Raw genomic sequence first — 23,878 nt, forward strand, 5'->3', positions numbered from 1 at the left:
CAAAAAAAAGGCATGCTGTGATATAGTTAATCAATTGTTGCGCAAATAGTATTACATTCCAACACTACTTTGGGGACTATTTTTTAATTGAATTATTGAGGAAAGGCTGTTTTTTATATGATCCAAAGGCTCATAATCTATCCCTAAATCACAGGCATCACAAATTTTTTGAATATGAGCTGGGTTCGCTCTATCAAATCCTATTGATTTTGCATCTTTAATTAGAATTTCAATCTCCTTTATTTTCGCTGAAACTTCGGCCCCATACTCTTCCTGCAATTCGTTTAAAACACTGGATAATTCTTTTAACATGGATTCATAATGGCGCTGTTTTTCCGGATCAAAGGTAATGAATTCTGTCCCATCTCTTATGGAGTTCATAAAAAAGCGATACCGATGTACGTTGTGTTGATTTTCCTCTTCTGCGATTGGCTGATGTTCCTCCTGATCAACCTCTTGTTCAGGTGTACTTAATTTCGCATCAATCCTTTGTTCTTCAGGCAAAGAGGTCACTTGCGGCTTTTTATCATTAGGCAGGGGAGCTTGAGAAATCTCCACGCGAGTAAACTCATCAACAGGCTTAAGATGTTCCACTTCAATTTTTTCCTTTGCTAACAAAGGAGGGGCGCGAGGATTATCATCCTTAGGAGTTATAACCTGGGGCATCTCCCCACTCGTATGCTCAACAACAGGTATAAAGGACTCTACTTCAATTTTTTCCTCTGCTAACAAAGAATCGGTTTGAGGCATCTCCATACTTAGACGTTCTGCCTCAGATATATGAGGTTGTCTTTCCACTTGCTGTTTTTCAGATAAATGCATAGTAGGAGTGGAAATTATGGAGCCCACATCAGAATTTTCTCGTTTTAAAGAAGAATGGTCGGAGGGTAACATCATAAAATCCGCACCCTTTTCAGGTAATGCAGTAATCATTTGCTTCATTAAATTAACATTCAGTTCAAACCGTTTTCTCGCATCTTCTGGCAATACCGGTTGAACAATACCCGCAATGGTTTCTAATTCTTTATTGCATTGACTTAATAAGAGTTGGGTTGCCTCATGACCTTCTGCTTTTTTAAGCTCCTCTTTAAATAACTTTAATTGACGTATGCCGACATCTAGCCTGCTTACTTGTTCTTTATCCAATTCATCGACAGGACATTTTTTCAATTCATCGAGGATAAAGTTCAAACTCGAACTTATATCCTCTAAAGCATGTACACGCGCATTTTCATAATGAGTAGAAAGAGTCTGCATCTCCTGTTCCCACTCAAGCTGAATGGTTTGACTTTCCTTTTTAAAATTTTGAATGTTCTCCTGATATTCCTTGTATATTATTTTTAATTGTGGCGATTCATCACGCATTTCTTCAAAAAATTGGTCAAGAATTTCTTGAACCTCTTTCAATTTTTCCTCTTTAATTTGCCGGTGCTTTTCAATATCCTCAATATTCAGCATCGCTACATCGGATTGCTCTACATTCAAGGAGGAAAAATGATTTAATTCGGTCTCCATTTCTTCTTTTTTTGCGATTAAGCTCTGATAAATGGCAATTGCCTTTTGTTTTTTCACTTCACTAATATGCTCATCTTCAACAATTAAGTCTAATGCCTTGCGCATTGAGCTAATATGTTCCTCATAAGTGGTATCCATTAATTTAATTTGTTTCATATGGTGAACGTAGGTAATGCGTTTCATTTCCTCTTCATAATATTGATACAAATCCATATTTGTTAAACCATAAAGTGATTTTTCCCATTCAGATTCAGGAAGACGATGAGGTTTAGGCTCCTCAGGCTGTTGGAAGTTTGAAGATTCTTTTTTTCTTGGTACATAAACAAAATCTTGGAATTTTGCTGCTGCTGCCTTAGCATGCTCCCTTTCTATCTCATCAAGTAATGCACGTTCTTTTGCTAATAAATCCTTATCCTCAAAAAGTTTACGGATTACATCAAAACGTCCCGTAACAGTAAGAAAAAAAAGGAGATTGTGTTCGCATAAATGAATAAATTCACTAAAAATCTGTTCATTTTGACGAATCACATCGTTTTTATTTTGAATCCCATTAAGTCTTCTGAGCCATCCTAGATAAGACACCAAAAGAGGATACGTTGCTTCAGATAACTCATGTTGTTTTAAAATTGCATCACTTGGATTGCCCATTACTCGTTTTAAATGTTCATCCGGTGATAGATGAATGCTTCCCATGGCCCAGCGCCTTGTTCGTATTTTAATTAAGTATAGTATTTTTTGGGCCGTTTGATTTAAATTGGATCACACAAGGATTCATTGGTAAACCAAAAGAATGAATGACGATAGGACACAACTGAGCTAAAGAACTCAGCACAGATGATGAAAGCCCTTCTCCTTGCTCCATCATCCTGAGCAAAGTGAACGATCTTGATGCTTTAGCGTAGTGTTACTATGAGGAGATCCCTCGTTGCACTCGGGATGATGGAGGGGAGAGGAGAGAACTTTAGTGTCGAACATTTTTAGGAAGATAATTAATCACACAATAGCTCAAACATTTAGCGTTGGTAATCTCAAGGTCACGAAAATAGGTGATTTCTTTAAAATAAAAATCAAAAGTTTCCTTTATCGCTTCAAAATATCCTTTTATGAGCACCGAGTAACGCATTTTTTCAGTATGATGAATTTCGAGTAATTTGGAATATAAAAAAGTAATCTCATGAGTACATTGTGTATGTGCTATTAAAGCAACATCAAAACAGTTGGCTTCACTCAATTTGATTTTTAATTTATTAATAAAAACAAGCATGTTGGAAATACAAAAGTTAATTTTTTCGATTTTTTCTTTATATACCTCACCTAATACATCAGGTATTGAATAAATCATTTCTCGTAAAAAATTTAAATCCGCTATGTAATTCCCTAATACATTGTGTTTCTTCGTTTCAATAAATCGTGCTTGCCACTCGACTAAGTGCATCACTGTACGTTTATACGCAATCAGTTCCTTTTCTTTGGAATTATCTCCTGTAGAAACCAGGTTACTCTTTTTCAACTGTTCTATATGGCCCATCACCATAAAACATGCATTTTTAATATCTTCGAATGTTAAGGACTCGAAATTATTTGTTTCAATTTTTTCACTGATACTATCAATGATTGTTACTACATCACGGGATAACATTGCTGTTCCAAATCAGACATCTCCTAGATCTGAGTATAGTTCAATATTTGACCATCAAAGGAGAGGGTTATGGACGATTTTTGATAATAACCACATAGTTGCAGTTTTTTAAAACACATAGCCCAGGTACAGCGCTACTCTTTTTATATATTCAATCCCCTTATTTCAGGCGTTGAACGATGCAATTCTTGTGGCACAACAGGTATAGGGTTCTCTTGACGAGGCAAATTCACTGCTTGTTCCGCTTTAAACGTCTTGAGTTGCTTTTCAAATTCAAAAAGCTCCGACGCATGAGTCATGCGCTTGACATAAACACTACCTTTTTGCTCTTCCTCTTTAATTTTTTCATTGAGGAATATAATTTGTTGGTTTAATGACTCAACTTGATCCGCAGTTTTTTGCTGTAATTGCTCCAGTTGACTGGCCAACTCACTCTGCTTTTTCTGAATATTAGGACGAAAAAAATTCTCCAAATTTACGGTAGGTTTGTTGACTAAGTAATTGAATTCGATAAGCCAATCCTCCATCGTTTCTGGGGTAAAAACATAACTTGATGCATAAGAATAAATCTTAGACACTAAAGATTTATTTTTCATTCCTTCAACCATTCGATCACGCAAATCCTTAAATCCTATTTTTAATACAATATCTTGAATTTTATCAATTTCTTCTTCATTTAATTCAGGAAACTCAAAGGTTTTGACTAAGTCTCTATCGATAAAACTATGGCGAATGTTTTCAGGAAAAGAACTCAAATCCTCAGGACTTTGATCTACAACCCAGCCTTTTAAAACAAGAATATCATCGACCTGATCTTGAAATTGCTTCGGAAATAGCTCTGCAGTAGCTGTATTTTTTCCTTTAAATTTAAGTAGCGGTAATTGCTCTTTTATCAATTGCTGCAGAATAGTATTTTGCACATTGGCCTGGATTAGTTTTACTTCTAAAGCATCCCGCTTTTTAGTTAACTCGTCTGCACGTGAATTATATTGGGTAAAATCATGAAATAAAGCATGCGCACCAGAACCTTCAATCACTAGATCAAAATAATCAATAAAACCATTATGTCCTTTTTTAAGTGTCACATGGTCTACCTTAAATCCATTTAATCCAGTCAGTTTACCCCTAAGATGTTCCGCTTTGGATGTAAGGTACTTACTCTTGATCAGTAATTCCCTATGCTCCTGACTAAATTTCTCGAACAAACTGCGAACCTTTCCGCGCAAATGGGCGACTGGCTTTTGTAATGGAGAATGTTTTTCAGCAAGCTCTGCTACTTTATTTGAGAGAAAGTAATACATTTCATAAAAAGCATAGATCGTATTATTTTCAGTTTGCATTGCCGCCAATGTCCTTTTAATTCCCTTCCATTCATTTTTTCCACTTAAGCTGGAATCTTCATATTCCAAATCGTCAAGGGTAGTATTCAATTGTTCTTTCATTACGTCAGAAAGGGCTTCTTCTTTGCTGTGGTGAATAAAATTAGCGTCCAGTTCGTTTTCGCCTGAACCAATAGCAGTTAACCCATTAAGAGTCGCTAAAGTATTTTTGATTAAGGCACGTGTATTTTTATGCCCCCAAAAAGGAAATATCCATAATCCTTCAATCTGTAATTCTTGTTGGGCTAATACCTTATACAAATTCTTAATTGCAATTTTTTTCCCATCCAGATCGTTCGCTTCTTTTAAGTGCTGCACAGCATCTAAAATAGCTTCGGCAGCAGCTGCAACGGAAGAGCGCTCAAGCAAATACCCTAGGCCACGATTTTCTTTCTTCGCCCAAGATAAAGTGGTTTCCAACTCATCGACCAGTTCTACTACAACGTTATCCAAATAAATTGTTTTTAAATTCTGAAGTTCTTCGGGTTCTTCAAGATCAGCTTCTTTAAATAGGCGCAACATCTCATGAATTATGGGTTGCGCGGCATATTTTTCAGTAAATTGCTCTTCAGGCAAATATTTATTGGCATAATCGCGCAAACAAACAATGAGATTATCAAAAGTTTGTGCCTGGGCAACTTGAGCAAGCAATATGGAGCGCACCTTTTTATTTAAATAAGGATTATTTTCTATCATACGCTTGATATCTGCAGCAAATAAAGCCACCTGATTTTTGACAAAATCATTACGATATGAATCTACATTACCATCGGCAAATCGCAACATTGCTCCATTGACATCCAATCCGGATAGGAGATAACGATGTGCTTTTTTCTTCTCCACAAGCATTGCTTTTTTGTTTTCACGTACTGCTATTCGACTTAGCTTCAATTGCTCAGGCAATGACACCCCGTCCAAATATTGACAACGCAAATCATTAACTGAGCCCTCTATTAGGACTGGTGTTGCTTTGCCTTTAAGATAGGCCCGTTTCTGCTCCCAAATCAAACTTACAGTACCTTCATAAGCAAGCACTGCATCATCCAAAATCAATCTCTGCAGGTGTTGTTTGACATCCGAACGAACATAGGGATTCGGGTATTTTTTTTGCGGATCAGTATGTTCCAGACAATCAATCCATTTTTTATTCAAATCAAGAATTAAATCCTCTCTTTGTTTGAATAATTCAACATCCAGAGTTCTCCATTCAGATTTAGGATAAACAAGATGCAGAAACTCTTTCCATTCTTGGAATTGTTGTAAAACAACATGCTGAATTTCAGAAACCTTCTGAGTGTAATGACGTTCAACAGCACCCTCTTTAGATTTTTTAGCTGATTCTTGATGTTGATTTTTTGGTTGTGATGAGATTACGAACTGATCATTGATGCTGAACTGACTGCATTGCTCGGCTAACTCATCCTTTTTACTTACGGATTTGGAAAGAGCAATAATACGACCCTGTTTTTTATAATCATCAATCAAATCCTTGGTTGAACTTGAATCGACAAAACGCATTTCAGGCTCAATGGTAAACTCCCAATCCGGATTTTCCTGTTGTAGTCGAACATGTAGAAATTGATGTATCAGATAGGTAAAACCTTCTTGAGATTCTTTTTGGCTCAAGGGAATAGCAGAATGGAGTGCTGTGTCAGAAGGCAAAATAACAAAATCCTCTCCTTCAACTAACCGTTGGGCTTCTATAGCTGAATTGACCCATAAACTAAATTGCTCATCGGGTATGGAGCTTAACTGAACCTTATGCTGACCTGTTGCGGTATGCTGGTCCAAAAATTCTTTTAACCGTTCGACATCCAGCCCCTCACTCCAAACAGTACCTTGACTTGGAGTTGTGAATTTTTGTTGATGAATAAATGCATGGACAAGTGGATAAATCCAGGCATAGGTGTGATTCTCATCGGCTTGAACCAGATGATATATTGTTTTTTGATTCAATTTTGAAAAATCAGAACCACAAAGAATTAAATTACTTGATACAGGATGACCGTCTTTATAAGAGATTAAATGTTCGTTATCAACCTTGGCCCGAGAGCGGTATAAAGCCAAATCGCCTACAGTAGAATAATTTATCCCACCAACTTGATAAGTTCCTTTAGGGGAATTCGCCCTAATACGGCCTGAAGCAATACCGAGAGAGGTCAAAAAATCTTGAGCACCTCTATCGTCATGAATCACCATATCTCGGTTTGCTGTGCACACATCAATGGTTCCACCCTCAGCCTCAACCCACTGCATGACAGCAAGTAATGTTGCACTGACATAAGCTTCCTCGGTCTCAACTTCCATCAGCATATTGTTTTGCTGACCTTTAAGTGAGAATAAAACGGAAATGAGTTGCGTTGTATCCGCAAATACTCCGGTAGCCCGGAAATACTGTTCACGTAATACCGCAAGCAATTTGACCTGTGCTTTTAATTTTTCTTGAGCATCAAGACCAGGTCTTCTTATGGTGTCAATCAGTATATTGAAAAAGTCACGCAACTCATCACGGCTGACTTGAGTTAAATTCTCGTATATGAGGATAGTCTGCGTTGAGGGATCATCCCCTACAACCAGGGTAAATGGTTTACTTCTGCCTACAGCATTGATGTAAGTAATTTGTTGTGCTAAATCATATTGCTCCTGGCTACTTAAAGACGTTCCCTCAACACTGTCTTGAATATTGCCGATAACGCGCATTATTTGTGAGCTTTCAAATTGCTCATCAAGAATTTGCTCTGTATCCTTTATGATCATACCAAATTCATTCTTTTTTGGCGCACGAGCTGATTTTGGATCTTTATCCAACGCATCAATATAGGCCATCAGCTCGTTATCATAACCATTTAAGGCATGGATAAAACCATCTATCTCCGGATAAGGTGGTGAATCAAATAATTTTGCCAGTTTCTTTAGATTGTATTGCTTTAATTCAAGTTCTGCTTGCACTTCCAGTAAGCGATGAACGTTTTTATCGGTTGCACGCTCACCGAATGTAAGTAATATTTTTGAGCAAATATTTAAATCAGAATCGTCCATATCGTTTAACTTATCAACTAAGTTAAGAAACGTCTGTTCTTTGCCGTTGGTACAGGTTTTCATTAATAAAGTAAGCATGGGCACCAGTGCAGGTACCCTTGCCTTAGCCTGAGTAATTGATGTAATTTTCTCAACCATTGTTTTTATTAATTGTTCATCAACTTCAGGACCTGCATTTTTTATGACTTCAATTAATGCATTAAATAAATCTTTAGAGTGCTTTTCATCCACTCCAGCTAAAGATTTAAGATCGATTAGTTTCTTCAATGGAAATAAAGAGTTTTGCGTTAAATTATAAGTAAAGGACCAACGCAATAAAGATTCATACGCTTCTTCACCCAAAATTCCTCGGTATTTTGTTAGATAATTAACCTCACACAAAACCTGATGCAATTGTCTTCCAGAATATCCCGGTGCATCTTTTAATTTTCTACATATAATTGCCAGAGGAGATGCAACTGAAAGTGGCTCGTCTTGACTTAGGGTATCCAATAGAGTCTGTATTTGAACTACAGTAAGCGCTTTTTTTCCTGGTACTTTGGGCTTGATTTCATCAGCTAATACTGAAATACAACGGCGAAAATCGATACTGCTTTTATTTTTAATGCGGGTGAGGGAATTAATCAAACCATTCGCGTCTTCTAATCGCTGCATCCATTCTAGAAATCGCTCATCGATTGGAAGATCGGTATCTAATTCTTCAATATGTGTTAATAGAAAATCCTCAAGACCCCAATTGGATGTCTGTAACGATTTTAAAGCAGCGCTCAAGCTGGATTGTAAACTTGCCTTTATCCTTGGTTGCAGGGCACTCAAAAAGGATTGCTCTGAAAAAAATTCATCACCCAAGACATCCGTCATTGTTATTGTTGCTTGAGGAAATCCAGATAAAGTCCAAGAAAACATTCTACTGCTCAATAATTTCTTAACTTCTTGCTCTTCTTCAGCCAAAGCATCGAGCACCGTTGGTGGACTAACAGGTTGTTGGTTCAAATAATACAGCACAATATTATGAGCATCCATCCAGGGTTCTAGATACCCTTTTATTTTTTCTGGTAAAGTTGTAAGTTCCTTTTCGAGTTGCCATTGCTCATAGTTTTGTCTCATCAGGCTAAAAAAATCCATTTCTGTTTCATTAACCGGTTCTTTTCCTATTTTTAGCCCAGGCAATTCCGTATGCACCATTTCAAGAATACTTGCTTTTTGATCTTCAACTTCAGTAAGTTCCGCTTTCCTGACTAAATTAACTGTTTTTATGAGTTGATCTAGAGACGGCAGGCGATAAGAAGCTTCTATGTTAATATCGGTCAGAATCGATAATAACTGCTCTCTACGATCGTTTTGCATCGCATGCACTGCATAGGCAAGTGTTTTTATTTTAGTCTCAAACTCGCTATCTTCAGCATCCTGTTGCGTCACTTTCGCTATTTCATCATCCAATAAAGAAAAAAGTACAACCATCCGAGATAATGTTTCAGGTTGTTCCTGAAAAAGCTCAGGCAAAAATCTAGCCAGTTTAGAGGATGAAATTAAATGGTTGAGCAAATTGGTATAAGAAAATTTTTGGATGGGCACCGTATTGGTCTGCTCCATTACTAAACGTCTCTTATAATGCTCAAGAACCAATCGGGCCGCATCACCAAACTCAGCCGTGAAACTTAAAGCGAGAGCACTCACCTCCTGAAACTCATCACGTGCTTGATCGGGAGCTTGGGCTTTTGTTTTTTGCATGAGGACTAGGACATCAACGAGCGAATCCAACTCATCCGCCGTAGGCATAGATTCCCAGCTTTGAAGCGCCAGTGATTTTGCAAGACCTGAAATTACAGTGGATAATTCCTGTTGCAAGTCTTCATCAAACTGCTCTGCTGTTGCAATCAATTTGCCGACAAGTTTTTTAATGGACGTATCAGGATATTCTGTATGTATCACAGTGCGTTGACCGGTAGTCAACAAAATGACGACATTGAGTAATAGTGCTTTATTTTGATTACTTAGATTATTATTTTTACTTATTTCTCGTTCCATTTTTTGATAGACATCCATACTGAATGCCCATTCTTGTGTCCCGATAAACCGATAAAAACGTGTGATGAACTCTTCATAGGAACAATCAACAGGAGTCAGCCATTCACTCACTTGCTTAGGCATTGCAGGAGTCGAATAATCTGGAATTTCTTCATCGACATCAGCCCTTAAATTCATATGCCGTGATACCAACTGATAATTATAATCACGACTGGCATAATAGGCGCTATGAACATCTAATCCATCTAAATACCTCAGTTGCTCTTTCGGTTCGCTACTGTTATTTATAATGAACAGCAAGCAATCTAACGCAGACTTCATGTGTTTTATATTTTTTAAAGTACAGGAGAAGGGTAACTTCAGTTTCTTTTTCTCCAATTCCTCTAAGAAATAGTTATACGCTTCAAATAAGTCATTAAAGTCAGTAGGAACTCCGGTTGCTTTATGTTGAGCAACCAAAGTAAGCCACCATGTTTTCTGTTCACTGCTTAATTCACTCAATTTTTTTAGGTTTGCTAAACCTTGAGGAGACATTAATGCAAGATAGTGTTCAGGTTTATCCAGAAATAAAGCATCAAAATCTTTAAAAAATTCCTTTTCATGCAATGTCTTAATCTGTTGCAGTAAAAGTAAAACTCCGTCAGCTCCAGTATGAATGAATACATGAGCGAGGCCTTGATAGTTAAGATTAGTTAAGGGTAAAACCTCTAGCAAGCTTTTTATGCATTTCAATTTTGGTGCATCATTTTCTGCGAGCTTGGATACAAAAAAAATAAAAGCTGCCTGGCGTTGCTCGGACGAACTCGTTTCGCTCAGTAACGCGTCAAATTCTGCCTTATAACGCTCAATGGACTCAGAGTCTTTTTTTAAATAAATAAATTGTTGGTACGAGCCTACAACGGGGCGCACATTTTCATGAGGAATCTCAGGGACCAGTGATAAAGGACTTCTTTCAGGATGTTGATATGGGGCCTCATTATTTTTTCGCTTTCTCGGAGTTGCTTTTTGTTGTTGATGTTGATGCTCATGGGGAATTTGGTATTGAAGCTGTAAACCAATACTGGAATTATTTGTATCCTCAACCCAATTCTTTTTGGCTTTTCGTATTTTAGGGGTATAAGGTTGAATGGGGGACTTAGATAACTCTATGATTTGTTGTTGGAATTCAAGAGAAAATTTTTGGCGTTTACTTAACAAATAGGCATTATCAAAAGCCAATTGATACCGCGATTGTTGAGAGGGAAATTCGAATTTGTAAATTAGAGAACGTTCGGGGCTTAAAAGAAATGCAAGTAATTCATCGAAATGTTTTTGAGAAAATGCGTCACATTCTAAGGCAACAGTTACTTCTCCTGAAATGAGCTTATCTTGCTCATATGTAACTTCCAAGTGGGTAGTAAAATCCTTGACATTATCAAAACTATCTTCGCCCACAGTGATTTTCATGTAACCAGGTCCCCCAAATAATAAATACTAAGACTTTATTATCCAAATAGTGCTCAAATATATCACACTTTTAATAAATAAAATATTAAAGAAAATTAGAAAATGGATTGAAAAATTGATTAAAAAACATCTAGAACGGCGTTTAATAACTGTTGTGTATAAACTTCTTTAGGGTTTTTAAAAATCATTTCACAACTTCCAAATTCAATACCTACACCATCTTTCATCACAAATACCTCATCAGCAATATAGGAAACAACGCCCATATTATGGGTAATAAATAAATAAGAAATGCCTGTGTCCTGCTGTAATTCTTTTAATAAATTAAGAATCTGTGCCTGAACCGAAACATCCAGTGCACTCGTTGGTTCATCACAAATCAAAATATCAGGTTCTGTAGCTAAAGCTCGAGCAATACAAATTCTTTGTCTTTGCCCACCAGAAAATTGGTGGGGATAACGATGTAAACTGCTGACAGGCAAATTAACTTGGTTCAACAGTTTTTTCTGTCGTGCACTAATCAAGGAACGCTTCATCCCTTGGGCATGCATGCCTTCAGCGATTATTTCACCCACAGTCATCCGCGGATTCATAGAGGAAAAGGGATCCTGAAAAATAATTTGAACTTTTTTTCTGTACTCCCTCAATGAGCGCCCTTTTAATGCCAGCACATCCTGCTCTTTATAAAATAAATCGCCTCCAGAAATCGGTAATAAACGCAATAAAGCACGACTGGTCGTTGTTTTACCACATCCCGACTCCCCTACTAATGCTAATGTTTTTCCTTGTTGTAGACGAAATGAAAGACCATCAACGGCTTTAAATAAGGTTTTGTGACGACTGAATATCCCCTTTTTCTGAATAAAACCAACGGATAAATCCTTCACAGTAAGGATCGTTTTTGCTTCCGTGGTAGTTCCACTCCAGATGATTTTATTTTTTTTCAAAGGAGGTAGTTCATCATTCTCAGGATATAAATGACAGCGTACCAATCGCCCGTCTTGCTCTTGTAATTGCGGCTCCTCTACTGGGCATCGCGCGAATGCATAAATACAGCGTGGATGAAAACGACAACCTGAAGGCATTTCATCCAAAGCCGGTACAAATCCACGAATAACCGACAGGCGTTCCTCTCGTTTTGCCATAGAGGGCACCGAAGCCAATAATTGCTGTACATAGGGATGTTGTTTGGTGCGCGAGAAAAAATCATCTACAGAAGATTGTGCTACTACTTGCCCCGCATACATCACACACACGCGAGAGGCCATAGCTCTCAGTACTCCAAGATCGTGGGTGATCAGCAGTAAACTCATCTGATGGGTTTGTTGTACTTTCTTTAATAAAGAAAGAATTTGTGCTTGAATGGTTACGTCTAAAGCCGTTGTTGGTTCATCCGCAATCAAAATATCAGGTTTACATGCCAAAGCCATAGCAATGACTACGCGTTGTTTCTGGCCACCGGACAATTGATGTGGGTATTGATGAATTTTAACTTCTGGCTGAGGCATTTCTACCTCATGCAGTAAGGATAATAATGCTTCATGCAATTCGTGGGGGGTAAATGAGTTACATCGCAACAATGCCTCTCTCAGCTGTTCTCCAATCGTCATCACCGGATTAAGCGCAGTCATTGGCTCTTGAAAAATCATTGAGATCTTGCGGCCTCTCAACTGTCGCATCATTTGCTCTGGTAAATCCAGAATGTCTTGTCCATCCATGTGGATTTGACTATTCACTCCATAAACACCTGATTTAGGTAATAGGCGCATCAAGGCAAGAGACGTTAGGGATTTACCACACCCTGACTCCCCCAACAACACTAAGGTTTCTCCAGGATGTAAATTAAAACTGAGCTCATCCAAAGCCGAGACCCTTTGATGGTGATCTTGAAAAACTACAGATAATTGATGAATTTCAGCACTTGTCTCTTGCATATATTTTCTTTTAACCCAGATTAAACATAATCCGGGAAAGCATCCCTACTGATTCCTAGATATGATTTAATAAATCCAGGTATTTATAATATTCTGAAAAAGTCAGATTTGAGTCAGGCTGAGAAAAAATGATTTCCTAAAATGCTCACATAGTTATCTATGCTGCGCTGTTTGGGGAATCATTTTCTCTCAAGATGCACCCAATGTGGCTTTTTCCCAAGAGTCTTTACTTGTCAGTTGCAGAATAGAGGCTCTTTGTAATAGATTTACAAAAGGAATATTCGTCTTTCGTCCTACTCTATCATAATGTATGGTAAAATAAAGATAACTTTTATTAGAGAAATACCCATGTCAGAAAATTATACTGCCCAAGCAATTGAAGTCTTAAGTGGACTCGAACCTGTTCAACGACGACCCGGCATGTATACCGATACAACGCGTCCAAACCATTTAGCTCAAGAAGTAATTGATAACAGTGTCGATGAGGTATTGGCCGGCTTTGCAAGCCATATTCGTGTCACCCTTCATGAAGATGGTTCTATTGAAGTAGAGGATGATGGTCGTGGAATGCCCGTGGATTTACATCCACAATTAGGCTTAAGTGGTGTTGAAGTCATTATGACTCGATTGCATGCCGGGGGCAAATTTTCTGATAAAAATTACAGCTTCTCTGGTGGTTTACATGGGGTGGGTGTTTCTGTAGTAAACGCACTTTCTGATCGTCTTGATGTCACCATCAAACGCAATGGAATCATTTACCAAATGTCTTTTGCCAATGGCGACAAAGTATGTGAATTAAACGAAACAGGCATTACTAAAAAAAGAGATACAGGAACGATTATTCGTTTTTGGCCAAATCCTAAGTACTTTGATACTACCCGTATTTCAGTAAAACATTTAACGCACGTACTCAGAGCAAAAGCGGTGCTCTGCACTGGCTTGTCCATGACTTTTGTCAACAAAACAAGCAACGAAGAAATGCATTGGTGCTATGAGCAGGGACTTATTGATTATTTAAATCAATCGTTACCTGATGGAGATTACTTACCTGAGGAGCCATTTACTGGCGAATTCAAAAGTGACGAAGCAACGGTTGATTGGGCCTTGGTTTGGTCCAATGGGGGAAGCGCAGGTTTCAGTGAAAGTTATGTCAATTTAATCCCTACGATTCAAGGCGGTACCCATGTTAATGGCTTACGCTCTGGTTTGTTTGATGCGATGGCAGAGTTCTGTGAACTTAGAAATCTACTACCCCGAGGAATAAAACTTACTGCAGATGATCTGTGGGAACCTTGCCAATATGTCCTATCGGTTAAAATGAAAGAACCACAATTCGCAGGCCAAACTAAAGAACGTTTGAGTTCCCGTCAAATTTCCGCATTTGTCAGTAATGTGGTTAAAGATGCTTTTGCACTTTGGCTTAACCAACATCGCAATCAAGGTGAGGCCATTGCCTCTTTAGCAATCGATCGTGCGCAAAAACGGTTGAGACAAGCCAAACAAGTAGCACGCAAACGGGTAAGTCAAGGCCCTGCCCTACCTGGAAAATTAGCTGATTGCTTACTCACTGATCTCAGTCAAGCTGAATTATTTTTAGTAGAGGGAGACTCAGCAGGAGGTTCTGCAAAACAAGCACGTAATAAAGATTTCCAAGCGATTTTACCGTTACGCGGAAAAATTCTTAATTCCTGGGAGGTGGATTCATCACAAGTTTTAGCGTCGCAGGAAATTCATGATATCTCAGTAGCTATTGGGGTTGACCCTGGTTCATCCGATCTGAGCGGATTGCGTTATGGTAAATTATGCATTCTCGCCGATGCAGATTCAGATGGCGCACACATTGCTACGTTAATCTGTGCTTTATTTTTACGTCATTTTAAACCCCTGGTCCAGGCAGGTCATGTATTTGTTGCCATGCCGCCTCTTTATCGAATTGATGCAGGTAAAGAAGTTTATTATGCACTGGATGATGAGGAGAAAAATCGTATCCTCAACCACTTGGCTCAAACATCTCGAGCAAAAACCAATGTCCAACGATTTAAAGGTTTAGGTGAAATGAATCCCATTCAATTACGTGAAACAACGATGGATCCTAATACCAGGCGCTTGGTTCAACTAACTTTGGACGATGAACAGGGGGCTGAAGCAATTATGGATATGATGTTAAATAAAAAACGCGCCGGTGATAGAAAGGTCTGGTTAGAAAGTAAAGGCAACTTAGCTGAAATCTAAGGCATGAGTTTTTGTCCATTGATGCACTTTAATATTGTAGCAACTGTCTTGAAAAAACTTTCAAGACAGTTGCTACATCTTAGGCTAAAGCAAATATTACCACTTTAATAATGGAATCAGATTAGAATAATCATCGGTCCATAAGAACTGTTCGTTACTAGCATCAAACCGCCAATTGGTCCCTTTCATCAATTGAAAAGCAAGAGCTTCATTAAAGGTCAAAAAAGCCCACTCCGAATCAAACTGAGCTAATGCCGGAAGTCCTTTATTATTTATATAAAATACCATCAGCTCTAAAGACCTGCCTGCAGCATTGATCACCGGCAATAATTGCAAATGCCGATTACTTAAATTAATTAATATCCCACCATCTTCGGTAATTTTTTGTTTATATAAAGTAAATGCTTCAAAAGTTAATAAATGTACTGGTATTGCATCAGAATTAAAGGCATCGACTATCAACAAGTTCTGGGAATGATCAGGCAATTGTTCTACAGCTAATCTTCCATCATTTTTGATAATGGTCACCTGGGCAGGACAATCTCGTAAGTAGGTGAATAGAAGGGGATTTTTTGCCAATTCAATGACCTGATTATCAATTTCTATTACATTGATGTGATCCTCTTTTCTAAATTGACAAATCATCGTCCCAATACCTAAGCCAATGACGGTTACTGACAAAGAACTTTTTTGTTGTTGCATGGCATCAACTACGGGACGAACTGCTCCATAATAAGAACTATTTCCATTAGGTTTTTTCTCGTTCATAACTTGCAATCCATGCACTGTAGACTGATTGATTAAGGCATGTGTTTCTTGTTTATCTATTACTTTTTTTACCCCATAAAAATCACGCTCTTGTATTAAAATAGTCTCATCCTGTAAAAAGGGTGAAAAAATAAACCCAAATAAAATCAATAAAGATAGGATTAAACTGGTTTTATTTTTTTGCCAAACAATGATCAGAATTAACGCCAGAAGAGCACACATTTGAAATGAGTTAAAACCTCCTGGCCAATGAACATCGAGGATGAGGTAATGAAATAACAAAAGAACCAGTACCACTAGAGGAGGCCACCAAGCGCTTTTTTTTGTCCCTTGAGGCAAAGCAAATAAACTGAGTAAGATTGCTAAAGGATATTCATACACCTGATTAAACCAATGGGGAGCTAAAACTCCATTAAATACTCCGGCTAATACACCACCAAGAGCCAAACAAAAATAAAATAAAGTGAGTGATTGTGGTTTTGGCCTACTTAAATACAATTGCCCATGGCAGAGTAATGCTAAAATAAAAAAATTTAACAAATGAAACACAATACTTTGCCAAACCTTGATTTGGCTTGCAGTTAAAATAAATCCAATGATTGGAAAAATAAGAAAAAAAATACTGTTTTGTGCTATCCATGACAATGAAATTAAAGGCTTGTTGGTGAATATAAGTACAAAAGTAAGCAGATACAATGCCAAAGGCAATACCCAAAATAAAGGGGTTGCTGCGATATCCGTAGTAATATATAAAGTCACTCCAAGCATTAAGCTACAGGGAACAAAACTAAAAAAAATCCAATAGCCTATTTTTTGCCAATGCCACTCTTGCACTCTTTTATTTTGTTCTTCCAACGGTTGATATCGAGGAACATAGAGAACAACAAACAACAAAACCACATAGAGTACATAGATTATACTCCATAAATAGTATTGATTTTTTAGCCCAATAAATCGCTCGATTACCCAAGGATAAAGCAATAAAGATAAGAGACTTCCCAGATTCGAAGCAGAATATAAAAAATAGGGATCAGCAGCCCCTTTTTCTTTTGTCTGGCTGTATGCAAACTGTAATAAAGGTGCTGAAGCACCAATAACAACCAAGGGCAATCCCAATTGGGTTAACAAAGCAGATAAAATACTCCACTCTGGAGAATCATTAAAACTCACAGGCGTAAATAAAAGAGGAAAAACTAAAAAACTCAAAATAACCAGTACACTGTGTGTCAACCGCCATGCAAAAGGTTTATTAAAAAAGCTAAGCAATGCAGCATATCCATAAGCAAACAATAAGATCACTTGAAAAAATAGCATGCATAAAATCCAAACTGCCGGCGTTCCACCATAAAAAGGCAACAAGGTTTTTGCAACCATAGGTTGAATGCTAAATAAAAGAATGGCGCTTAAGAACAAACCGATCGGGAATAAGAAACGCACAAAGATCCTTGTCTAAAAATCCGAACTTATAAAATGCATTGTAAGATTAGAGGAAGTATTCTTCAACGTAACATAAATACCTAAGAAACTCGAAATACTAGGGTCTATTGCTTTTAAAATGCATCAACAAAAGCTATATTTGAGATCATTTTATAGTTCTGGAGTAACTATGGATAGTTTTCCTCGAGAAGATTTTCCTAATATCAATACGAGTAGTTATGATCAAATAAGAGATACTTTAAAAACGGGCAACCTTTTATTTGCATCCGGAAATTCTTTAATGTCTTCAATGATTAAAGGAGCAACCAACAGTGTTTGGAGTCATATTGCATTTATTGTACGTCTAGAAGCCATTGATCGCATCATGGTCATGGAAAGTGTTGAAACCATTGGAGTACGCACTGTTCCTTTAAGCAGTTATGTGCGTAACTATAACGGAAGTGGGAAGGGATACCCTGGAAGGTTAATGGTGGCAGGTTATCAGGATTTTCCGACTGACTCGTTTCCCAATTTATCAAAGCAAGCCGTTGATCTACTTGGCTACCCTTATAATACTGAGGAAATTCTTAAAATCGCTGCTCGCATAGGAATGGATGCATTTGGCTTTGACAACACTAGCCCCGAGGTTACCTCGCCACATGCATTTATTTGTTCTGAATATGTAGCCATTTGTTATAAATCGGTTGGTATTACCATAGATTATAATCAAGAAGGCTTTATTGCGCCGGCAGATTTTGCCCGTTCGCCAGAGGTACAGCCTATTTCTTATATTGCTACTGAGTAATAAATCGCCCTTCCTCCTATTACTGTCATGGCGAACATAGCGAGGAACAATCGAGCGAATGAAGCAATTTGATTCCGCAAGTGAACACTCCCCCCTGCCGCTCTATCACAAACGAGAGAGGGGATTGTTTACCCTTATTCCTAAGACGATTCACCAATTCTTTTAAAATCGTGTTCACCAAAAATGGCTGAGTCAAAAGAATAATATTTAAATTCAAGGAGATTATTACTTGGATCTTTCAGGAAAAAAGATTGATGTTCAATACGCGTCCCTTTAAATCGAATTTTTAGAGGAATTTCAAAGGGAATTTGGGCCTTTTTAATTTTTTCCCAGAAAGCATCAAATTCATGTCGTTCAAGAAAAATTAGGCCAAAATGTCTAGGGTAAATACCTTCTTGGGCTGGAGGAAGAGTATCAATTTTATGTGCAACAATTTGATTATTTCCAAATTTTAAAATTAAGGCATGCTCTGATTCACGCCCTAGGGAAAAACCCAATTTATGATGATAAAAATCTTTTGCCGAGGCAAGATCATGAATTGGAAAAGCAAGATGGAATAAAGTGTTCATAGATATGGTGTCTTATTATTTTTATATTTTTTCCATTTTCCTCGGCAGGAATTCTTCTTAAACGACACATTTCTTATAAATGGTCTATTTTATAGAAAGGAAAACAGAATTCTAAATAATATAAAATTTATATTATTTAAGAAATAAGTATGTAAGAATATTTACTATTTAATTTTAACTTCAAATATAAAATGCATTTAAACAATTTTTTTGATTATATAATTCACGTTGATGTTTATTTAAATGCCATTGTCTCAACTTATGGATTTTGGACTTATTTTATTCTATTTGCAGTGATCTTCTGTGAAACTGGACTTATTGTGACACCTTTTCTACCGGGAGATTCCTTACTTTTTGCTGCCGGAAGTATTGCAGCCCAATCCGGAAATCCATTAAAGATTTCCATTCTATTGCTACTGCTTTTTTTCGCCTCAGTTTTAGGGAACCAAATCAATTTCTTAGTAGGTCGTCTACTCGGCCCGCGTATTTTTTCTACTGATAAATCCTGGTTACTTAATAAAAATCATTTACAGGAAACTCATGCTTTTTATGAGAAGCATGGCGGAAAAACGATAATTTTTGCACGCTTTCTTCCAATTATACGCACTTTTGCTCCCTTCGTTGCAGGTATCGGAACGATGCGAGTGGTTCATTTCTCACTCTACAATTTGATTAGCGCCTTAATTTGGATTGCTAGTCTGTTAAGTTTAGGTTATTTTCTGGGCTCAATCCCCGTAGTTAAAGAAAATTTTTCCATTGTCATTTATGGCATTATTTTTATTTCTATTTTACCGCCCATTTTTACTTTGTTGAGTCGCAAACGAGCCTAGCCGAAAATAAAATATAGCCCGACATTTCGTTAGTTTGAGCCAAACTGGCCTGATTTTAGAGCACCAAAGCGCTGCATACATCAGTATGTGAGCATCGGCGTACAGAAAATCAGGACAGTTTGGCCAAGATGTCAGGGCGTCAGGGCCCTAATCGGCAATCAATAACTGCGACAACATCCCCTGTTGAATCCAGCCCTTTAGATAAGAAGCAGCTTTCATACCTACCTCTTCGGGATTAACCCATTGACAAAGCCCCTCACAAAGAGCACCAAAGGATAATCCTTGTACTATGCCATCCAAAAGCCAAGCCTCTTCTTCAGACATACTGTAAAATCGAAGCATATATTCTGGTGCACGCCATAAAACCCAAGGAATTGGAGCTGAATTTTGTTGCAACTCTGGTAACTCGTTATCCTGAGATAAGGCTTGCCAAAGAGGAATTGTATTCCAAAAGTAATTGATTCGTTGCAGGGACGGATGAAGAACAAATTGTAAATTTGCCCATGCTTCAGGCGGAACAGCAGCCATGTCCTCAATCCTTACTAACGGTGCATCAGCAGAATCAAAGGCCAGACTCATTCTCCATTCAAAATCAGCCAATTCAGCCAAATAGGGATATTGTGGGTAATTGTGCTTAATGAACTCAGATAATAAGTCGCCATACCAACGAATGGAACGATAGCAGGAGGGATGAGCATCGATATAATAAGTTGATAACTTATTAAACTCTTCAGTGCCTAAATAGGTATATAAGGTGGGGAAATTGGTACTCAAGCTTTCAATCAGCCTGAGTTTATAAGCATCACGATAAATACCTAAGCGAGTATCCACGGAAACCATTTCAGTTTGTACAATAGAATTATGGATTCCAATGTGTTCTGATAATAAAAATTTTTGAAATTGATCTTGTAACTGCGAAAGCTCGGTCATACAAGTACCTCTTCAACCAAAATGGACTCTGCAATTCGTCGTGCATGATTTATTTCCGCAAGCAACTCAGCAAAAGGAGGCATATTATCATCTCGTTCAATCATCGTTGATACGGGTCCAAGACGTTGCAAAGTGGCTGCATAGAGATCCCAAACGGGTTTAATGACTGGAGCATCATGGGTATCAATAATGTAATCTCCATGATTCGAGTGACCCGCTAAATGGATTTGTGCTACACGTTCGGGAGGCATAGCTAAAATATAATCCATAGGATTAAATTGATGATTTACAGAGCTGACATAAATATTATTCACATCGAGCAAAATGTAACAATCCGCTTGCCTTACAATTTCTAGAATAAATTCCCATTCGGACATTTCCGATTGTTGGTAAGTAAGGTAGCTGGAGACGTTTTCGATTAAAAGAGGACGTCCTAAAAAATCCTGTACCTGCTGAATTCGTGAAACAACGTGGTTTACTGCCTCACGCGTATATGGAATGGGCAATAAATCATGAGCATTAATCCCGTTAACTCCAGTCCAGCATAAATGATCGGAAATCCATTCCGGTTCGACCCGCGCCGCTAATTCCTTTAGTTGTTTTAAATATTCTCCATCAAGAGGGTCCATACTGCCTAATGAAAGAGACACGCCATGCATCACTATAGGATAGTGAGCTCGTATTTGGTCGAGATAATACAGCGGTTTTCCGCCCGGAACCATATAATTTTCGGTTAGAATCTCAAACCAATCCAAATTAGGTTTTTGCGTTAATATTTCTTCATAATAATCAGGTCGTAATCCCAAACCAAAACCTAAAAAAGGCATTTTTTGAGTCACTTTATATTTTGGGCTGTCCATAGGTCAAATCCGAGGAAAATTTGAAACCAGGCATGCTGTACATGCCTGGAGTAACGCAATGCTCAGTGGAAATTATTCTACAACAGTACCACCAGCTTTTTGGCAATCTTCTTTAGTCATTTCGCTCATGCCTTTGCCTTTGCAAGAATTTTGGCCTTTACAAGCGTTGTTTGCAGATTTGCAAGCGCCTTGACCTTTACATGCATTACCACCTTGGCATTTAACCATACCAGAAGCAGCATCAGCAGCAAATGCTGGAGCTATAGCAAACATTGAAGCAGCACCAATTGCAAGAGCAACGCCTGTTAATTGTAATTTGTTCATTTACTTAATTCCTTTTAGAGTTAGTTTAATAAGCTATAGGCAAAATATAATTTAGCCACCTGCATTTTAGAAAGTAATATTTAATTTTGTCAAGTTACCTTTGAAAAATAATGGTTTTCCATCCTCAAAACAGCCCATGCCGTATTATTAATTTCGAGAAGGTCCTCTACATCAAAACAGGAAATTTGCGTCAAACAACACGCTCTTTAATGGCTGAAACCTGACGCTTTTACACGATAATCCTCTCGTAATCCTTACAATTGTCTATAATCAAAATAACTATGTACTGCTTTAACGATAGACTATGAATGCACCCTTATTTACCTCAAAAGAAATTTATGAATTCATCAAGCAACATGAACCCTTCAGTTTGATGAGTCAAGCGTGTCTTTTAAAACTTTCTCGAGTTTTAGAAATTGAATCTCAAACTGGCGATTCCCTTTTAATTCGAAAAGGGGAAAATATGAATGATCTTTACATTCTAATTAAAGGTCGCCTTTATTATCAGGTCACGGATACAGAAGGAAATGTGACTTATCAAGGCGAATTACATGAAGGGTCAATAATTGGTGAAATGGCTCTGTTGTCTGACTTACCACGCTCAGCAAATGTGTACGCATTACGAGACAGCATTATCTTAAAGTTATCCAAGGGCAATTTTTTGCAATTATGCAAATCTTATCCAGAACTTTTGAACAAAATAACTCAATTCACGATTAAACGATTGACTAACTCATTGCAAGGGATTCAGCCTGCGGACTCTCGTAATAAATCAATCGCTCTGATTCCTATAAAACCAATATATGACCTCGAATTCCAGTTGCAAGAAATGATTTTCCGTTTTGCGTATGGAGAAAAAATTCTTTTATTAACCAGTAGTTATCTGAAAGATAAAAAAAATTTTCTGGATGAGAATGGAACTATGAGTAATGAAGGAATTTTATGGATTGACCAACTCGAAAAAGAATACTCCTTTATTTTTTACCTCGCTGATGAAAAAATAACGAACTGGACTAAATTTTGCATACGTCAAGCCGATTCAATCGCTTACTTAGCGCTCGCAGAAGAACATAATTCTGATTTATCTGAAGTAGAACAGTATGTATTAAATTCCCAACATAATTTTATTAAACGTAGCGTATTAGTGCTTATGCATCACGCTGCAACTCCACCTCTCAATACTCAAGCTTGGCTAGAAAAACGAGCGGTAAATACTCACTTCCATGTTCGAAGCAATACAGAAGCGGGTATTTCACGGATGATGCGTATCCTTACTGACAATACTATTTCTCTGGTACTCAGCGGTGGTGGTGCTCGTGGTCTTGCTCATATAGGCGTTTATCGCTTGTTAGAAGAAAGAGGGATACCCGTAGACTACATCGCTGGAACAAGTATGGGTGCAATGCTCGCAGCCATTTTTGCTATGGGGTATTCCTCGACTGATCTTATGAAATTGGTCGAAAATTATTTGATCAAAGGCACTAAGATTGATTTTACCTTCCCCTATATTTCAATTGCTACTGGAAGAAGAGCCACAGACAGTTTGATAGAACTCTATGGTGAACACAGTAAAATTGAAGATTTATGGCTTAACTATTTTTGTGTATCAACAGATTTGATCAGCAAAAATTTATATGTTCATGATAGAGGGCTATTATGGGAATCAATTCGCTCCAGTATTTCTCTACCGTTTATTTACCCCCCAGTATCTTTCAATGATAAGTTACTTATTGATGGAGGAGTACTCAATAATATACCCACTGATGTCATGCGGCAGTATTCACATAGCAGCAAAATTATTGCCTCTAATGTTAATAATGCCACATCGTTCAAACCGTCCCCATTGCCTTACTCACTTTCTGGTTGGAAATTGCTTTACAATAAATTTATGGGAAAAGAGTCTATACTCCCCATTAACTTAGGTGAGTTAGTACTGCGGCTCTTAACAATAAGCTCCCATCAAAATACAGCGAAAATGATGGCCATGGCAGATTACGGTGTTACTTTAAAAGTAGACAAATATGGGATTTTAGACTTTAAAAAATTTAAAGAAATTATCGACGCGGGGTACCACCAGGCAAAAGAGCAGTTACCGGTGCAAAATTTAACCGAACTAATAAAGAGCAAATCTGATTATTATCGTGGAAAAATGATCTAAAAAAAT

At 37.7% G+C, this 23,878-nt stretch carries 13 protein-coding genes; 4 read left to right on the plus strand and 9 right to left on the minus strand.

The window, feature by feature from the left end:
- Positions 1–51 precede the first annotated feature (51 nt).
- The 4 genes from ACF8MK_RS00645 to ACF8MK_RS00660 form a co-directional block, all read right to left on the minus strand.
- The gene (locus tag ACF8MK_RS00645) at positions 52–2,208 is read right to left on the minus strand and encodes a hypothetical protein (RefSeq protein WP_392537744.1); all 2,157 of its coding nucleotides are present in this window, start codon (positions 2,206–2,208) and stop codon (positions 52–54) included.
- A gap of 268 nt (positions 2,209–2,476) precedes the next feature.
- Positions 2,477–3,154 carry a hypothetical protein gene (locus ACF8MK_RS00650; RefSeq protein WP_392537745.1) on the minus strand — a complete coding sequence of 226 codons (678 nt, stop codon included), beginning with the start codon at positions 3,152–3,154 and terminating at the stop codon, positions 2,477–2,479.
- 143 nt (positions 3,155–3,297) lie between these two features.
- Positions 3,298–11,046 carry a hypothetical protein gene (locus tag ACF8MK_RS00655; RefSeq protein WP_392537746.1) on the minus strand — a complete coding sequence of 2,583 codons (7,749 nt, stop codon included), beginning with the start codon at positions 11,044–11,046 and terminating at the stop codon, positions 3,298–3,300.
- Between the two features lie 119 nt (positions 11,047–11,165).
- On the minus strand, positions 11,166–12,980 hold the full coding sequence (locus tag ACF8MK_RS00660; protein ID WP_392537747.1) for an ABC transporter ATP-binding protein: 1,815 nt from the start codon (positions 12,978–12,980) through the stop codon (positions 11,166–11,168).
- A 348-nt stretch (positions 12,981–13,328) separates the two neighbouring features.
- On the opposite strand from ACF8MK_RS00660, the gene parE reads away from it, so the two are divergent.
- On the plus strand, positions 13,329–15,212 hold the full coding sequence (gene parE / locus ACF8MK_RS00665) for a DNA topoisomerase IV subunit B (protein ID WP_265703031.1): 1,884 nt from the start codon (positions 13,329–13,331) through the stop codon (positions 15,210–15,212).
- Positions 15,213–15,308: 96 nt separating this feature from the next.
- Here parE and ACF8MK_RS00670 read toward each other — a convergent pair whose 3' ends face one another.
- Entirely contained in the window at positions 15,309–17,417 is a 2,109-nt protein-coding gene (locus ACF8MK_RS00670; RefSeq protein ID WP_392537748.1) for a spermidine synthase, read from the minus strand.
- 169 nt (positions 17,418–17,586) lie between these two features.
- Here ACF8MK_RS00670 and ACF8MK_RS00675 point away from each other — a divergent pair, with 169 nt between their 5' ends.
- Positions 17,587–18,201 (plus strand): YiiX/YebB-like N1pC/P60 family cysteine hydrolase, encoded by a 615-nt coding sequence (locus ACF8MK_RS00675; protein ID WP_392537749.1) that lies wholly within the window; start codon positions 17,587–17,589, stop codon positions 18,199–18,201.
- A 140-nt stretch (positions 18,202–18,341) separates the two neighbouring features.
- On the opposite strand, the gene ACF8MK_RS00680 is transcribed toward ACF8MK_RS00675, so the two are convergent.
- The gene (locus ACF8MK_RS00680) at positions 18,342–18,770 is read right to left on the minus strand and encodes a VOC family protein (protein ID WP_392537750.1); all 429 of its coding nucleotides are present in this window, start codon (positions 18,768–18,770) and stop codon (positions 18,342–18,344) included.
- 191 nt (positions 18,771–18,961) lie between these two features.
- Here ACF8MK_RS00680 and ACF8MK_RS00685 point away from each other — a divergent pair, with 191 nt between their 5' ends.
- Positions 18,962–19,600, plus strand: a complete 639-nt coding sequence (locus tag ACF8MK_RS00685) for a DedA family protein (RefSeq protein ID WP_265703035.1) — start codon at positions 18,962–18,964, stop codon at positions 19,598–19,600.
- 147 nt (positions 19,601–19,747) lie between these two features.
- Here ACF8MK_RS00685 and ACF8MK_RS00690 read toward each other — a convergent pair whose 3' ends face one another.
- From ACF8MK_RS00690 to ACF8MK_RS00700, 3 genes are all read right to left on the minus strand, one after another.
- Positions 19,748–20,530 (minus strand): DUF2063 domain-containing protein, encoded by a 783-nt coding sequence (locus tag ACF8MK_RS00690; protein WP_392537751.1) that lies wholly within the window; start codon positions 20,528–20,530, stop codon positions 19,748–19,750.
- The gene (locus tag ACF8MK_RS00695; protein WP_265703037.1) at positions 20,527–21,390 is read right to left on the minus strand and encodes a DUF692 domain-containing protein; all 864 of its coding nucleotides are present in this window, start codon (positions 21,388–21,390) and stop codon (positions 20,527–20,529) included. The genes ACF8MK_RS00690 and ACF8MK_RS00695 overlap by 4 nt, the downstream gene beginning before the upstream one ends.
- A 72-nt stretch (positions 21,391–21,462) precedes the next feature.
- Positions 21,463–21,714, minus strand: a complete 252-nt coding sequence (locus tag ACF8MK_RS00700; protein WP_265703038.1) for a hypothetical protein — start codon at positions 21,712–21,714, stop codon at positions 21,463–21,465.
- 304 nt (positions 21,715–22,018) lie between these two features.
- On the opposite strand from ACF8MK_RS00700, the gene ACF8MK_RS00705 reads away from it, so the two are divergent.
- Positions 22,019–23,872: a cyclic nucleotide-binding and patatin-like phospholipase domain-containing protein gene (locus ACF8MK_RS00705; protein WP_392537752.1), complete on the plus strand. Its 1,854-nt coding sequence runs from the start codon at positions 22,019–22,021 to the stop codon at positions 23,870–23,872.
- The last annotated feature ends 6 nt before the right edge of the window (positions 23,873–23,878 follow it).

Source organism: Legionella sp. 227, assembly GCF_043161935.1.
Taxonomy (GTDB): Bacteria; Pseudomonadota; Gammaproteobacteria; order Legionellales; family Legionellaceae; genus Legionella; species Legionella sheltonii.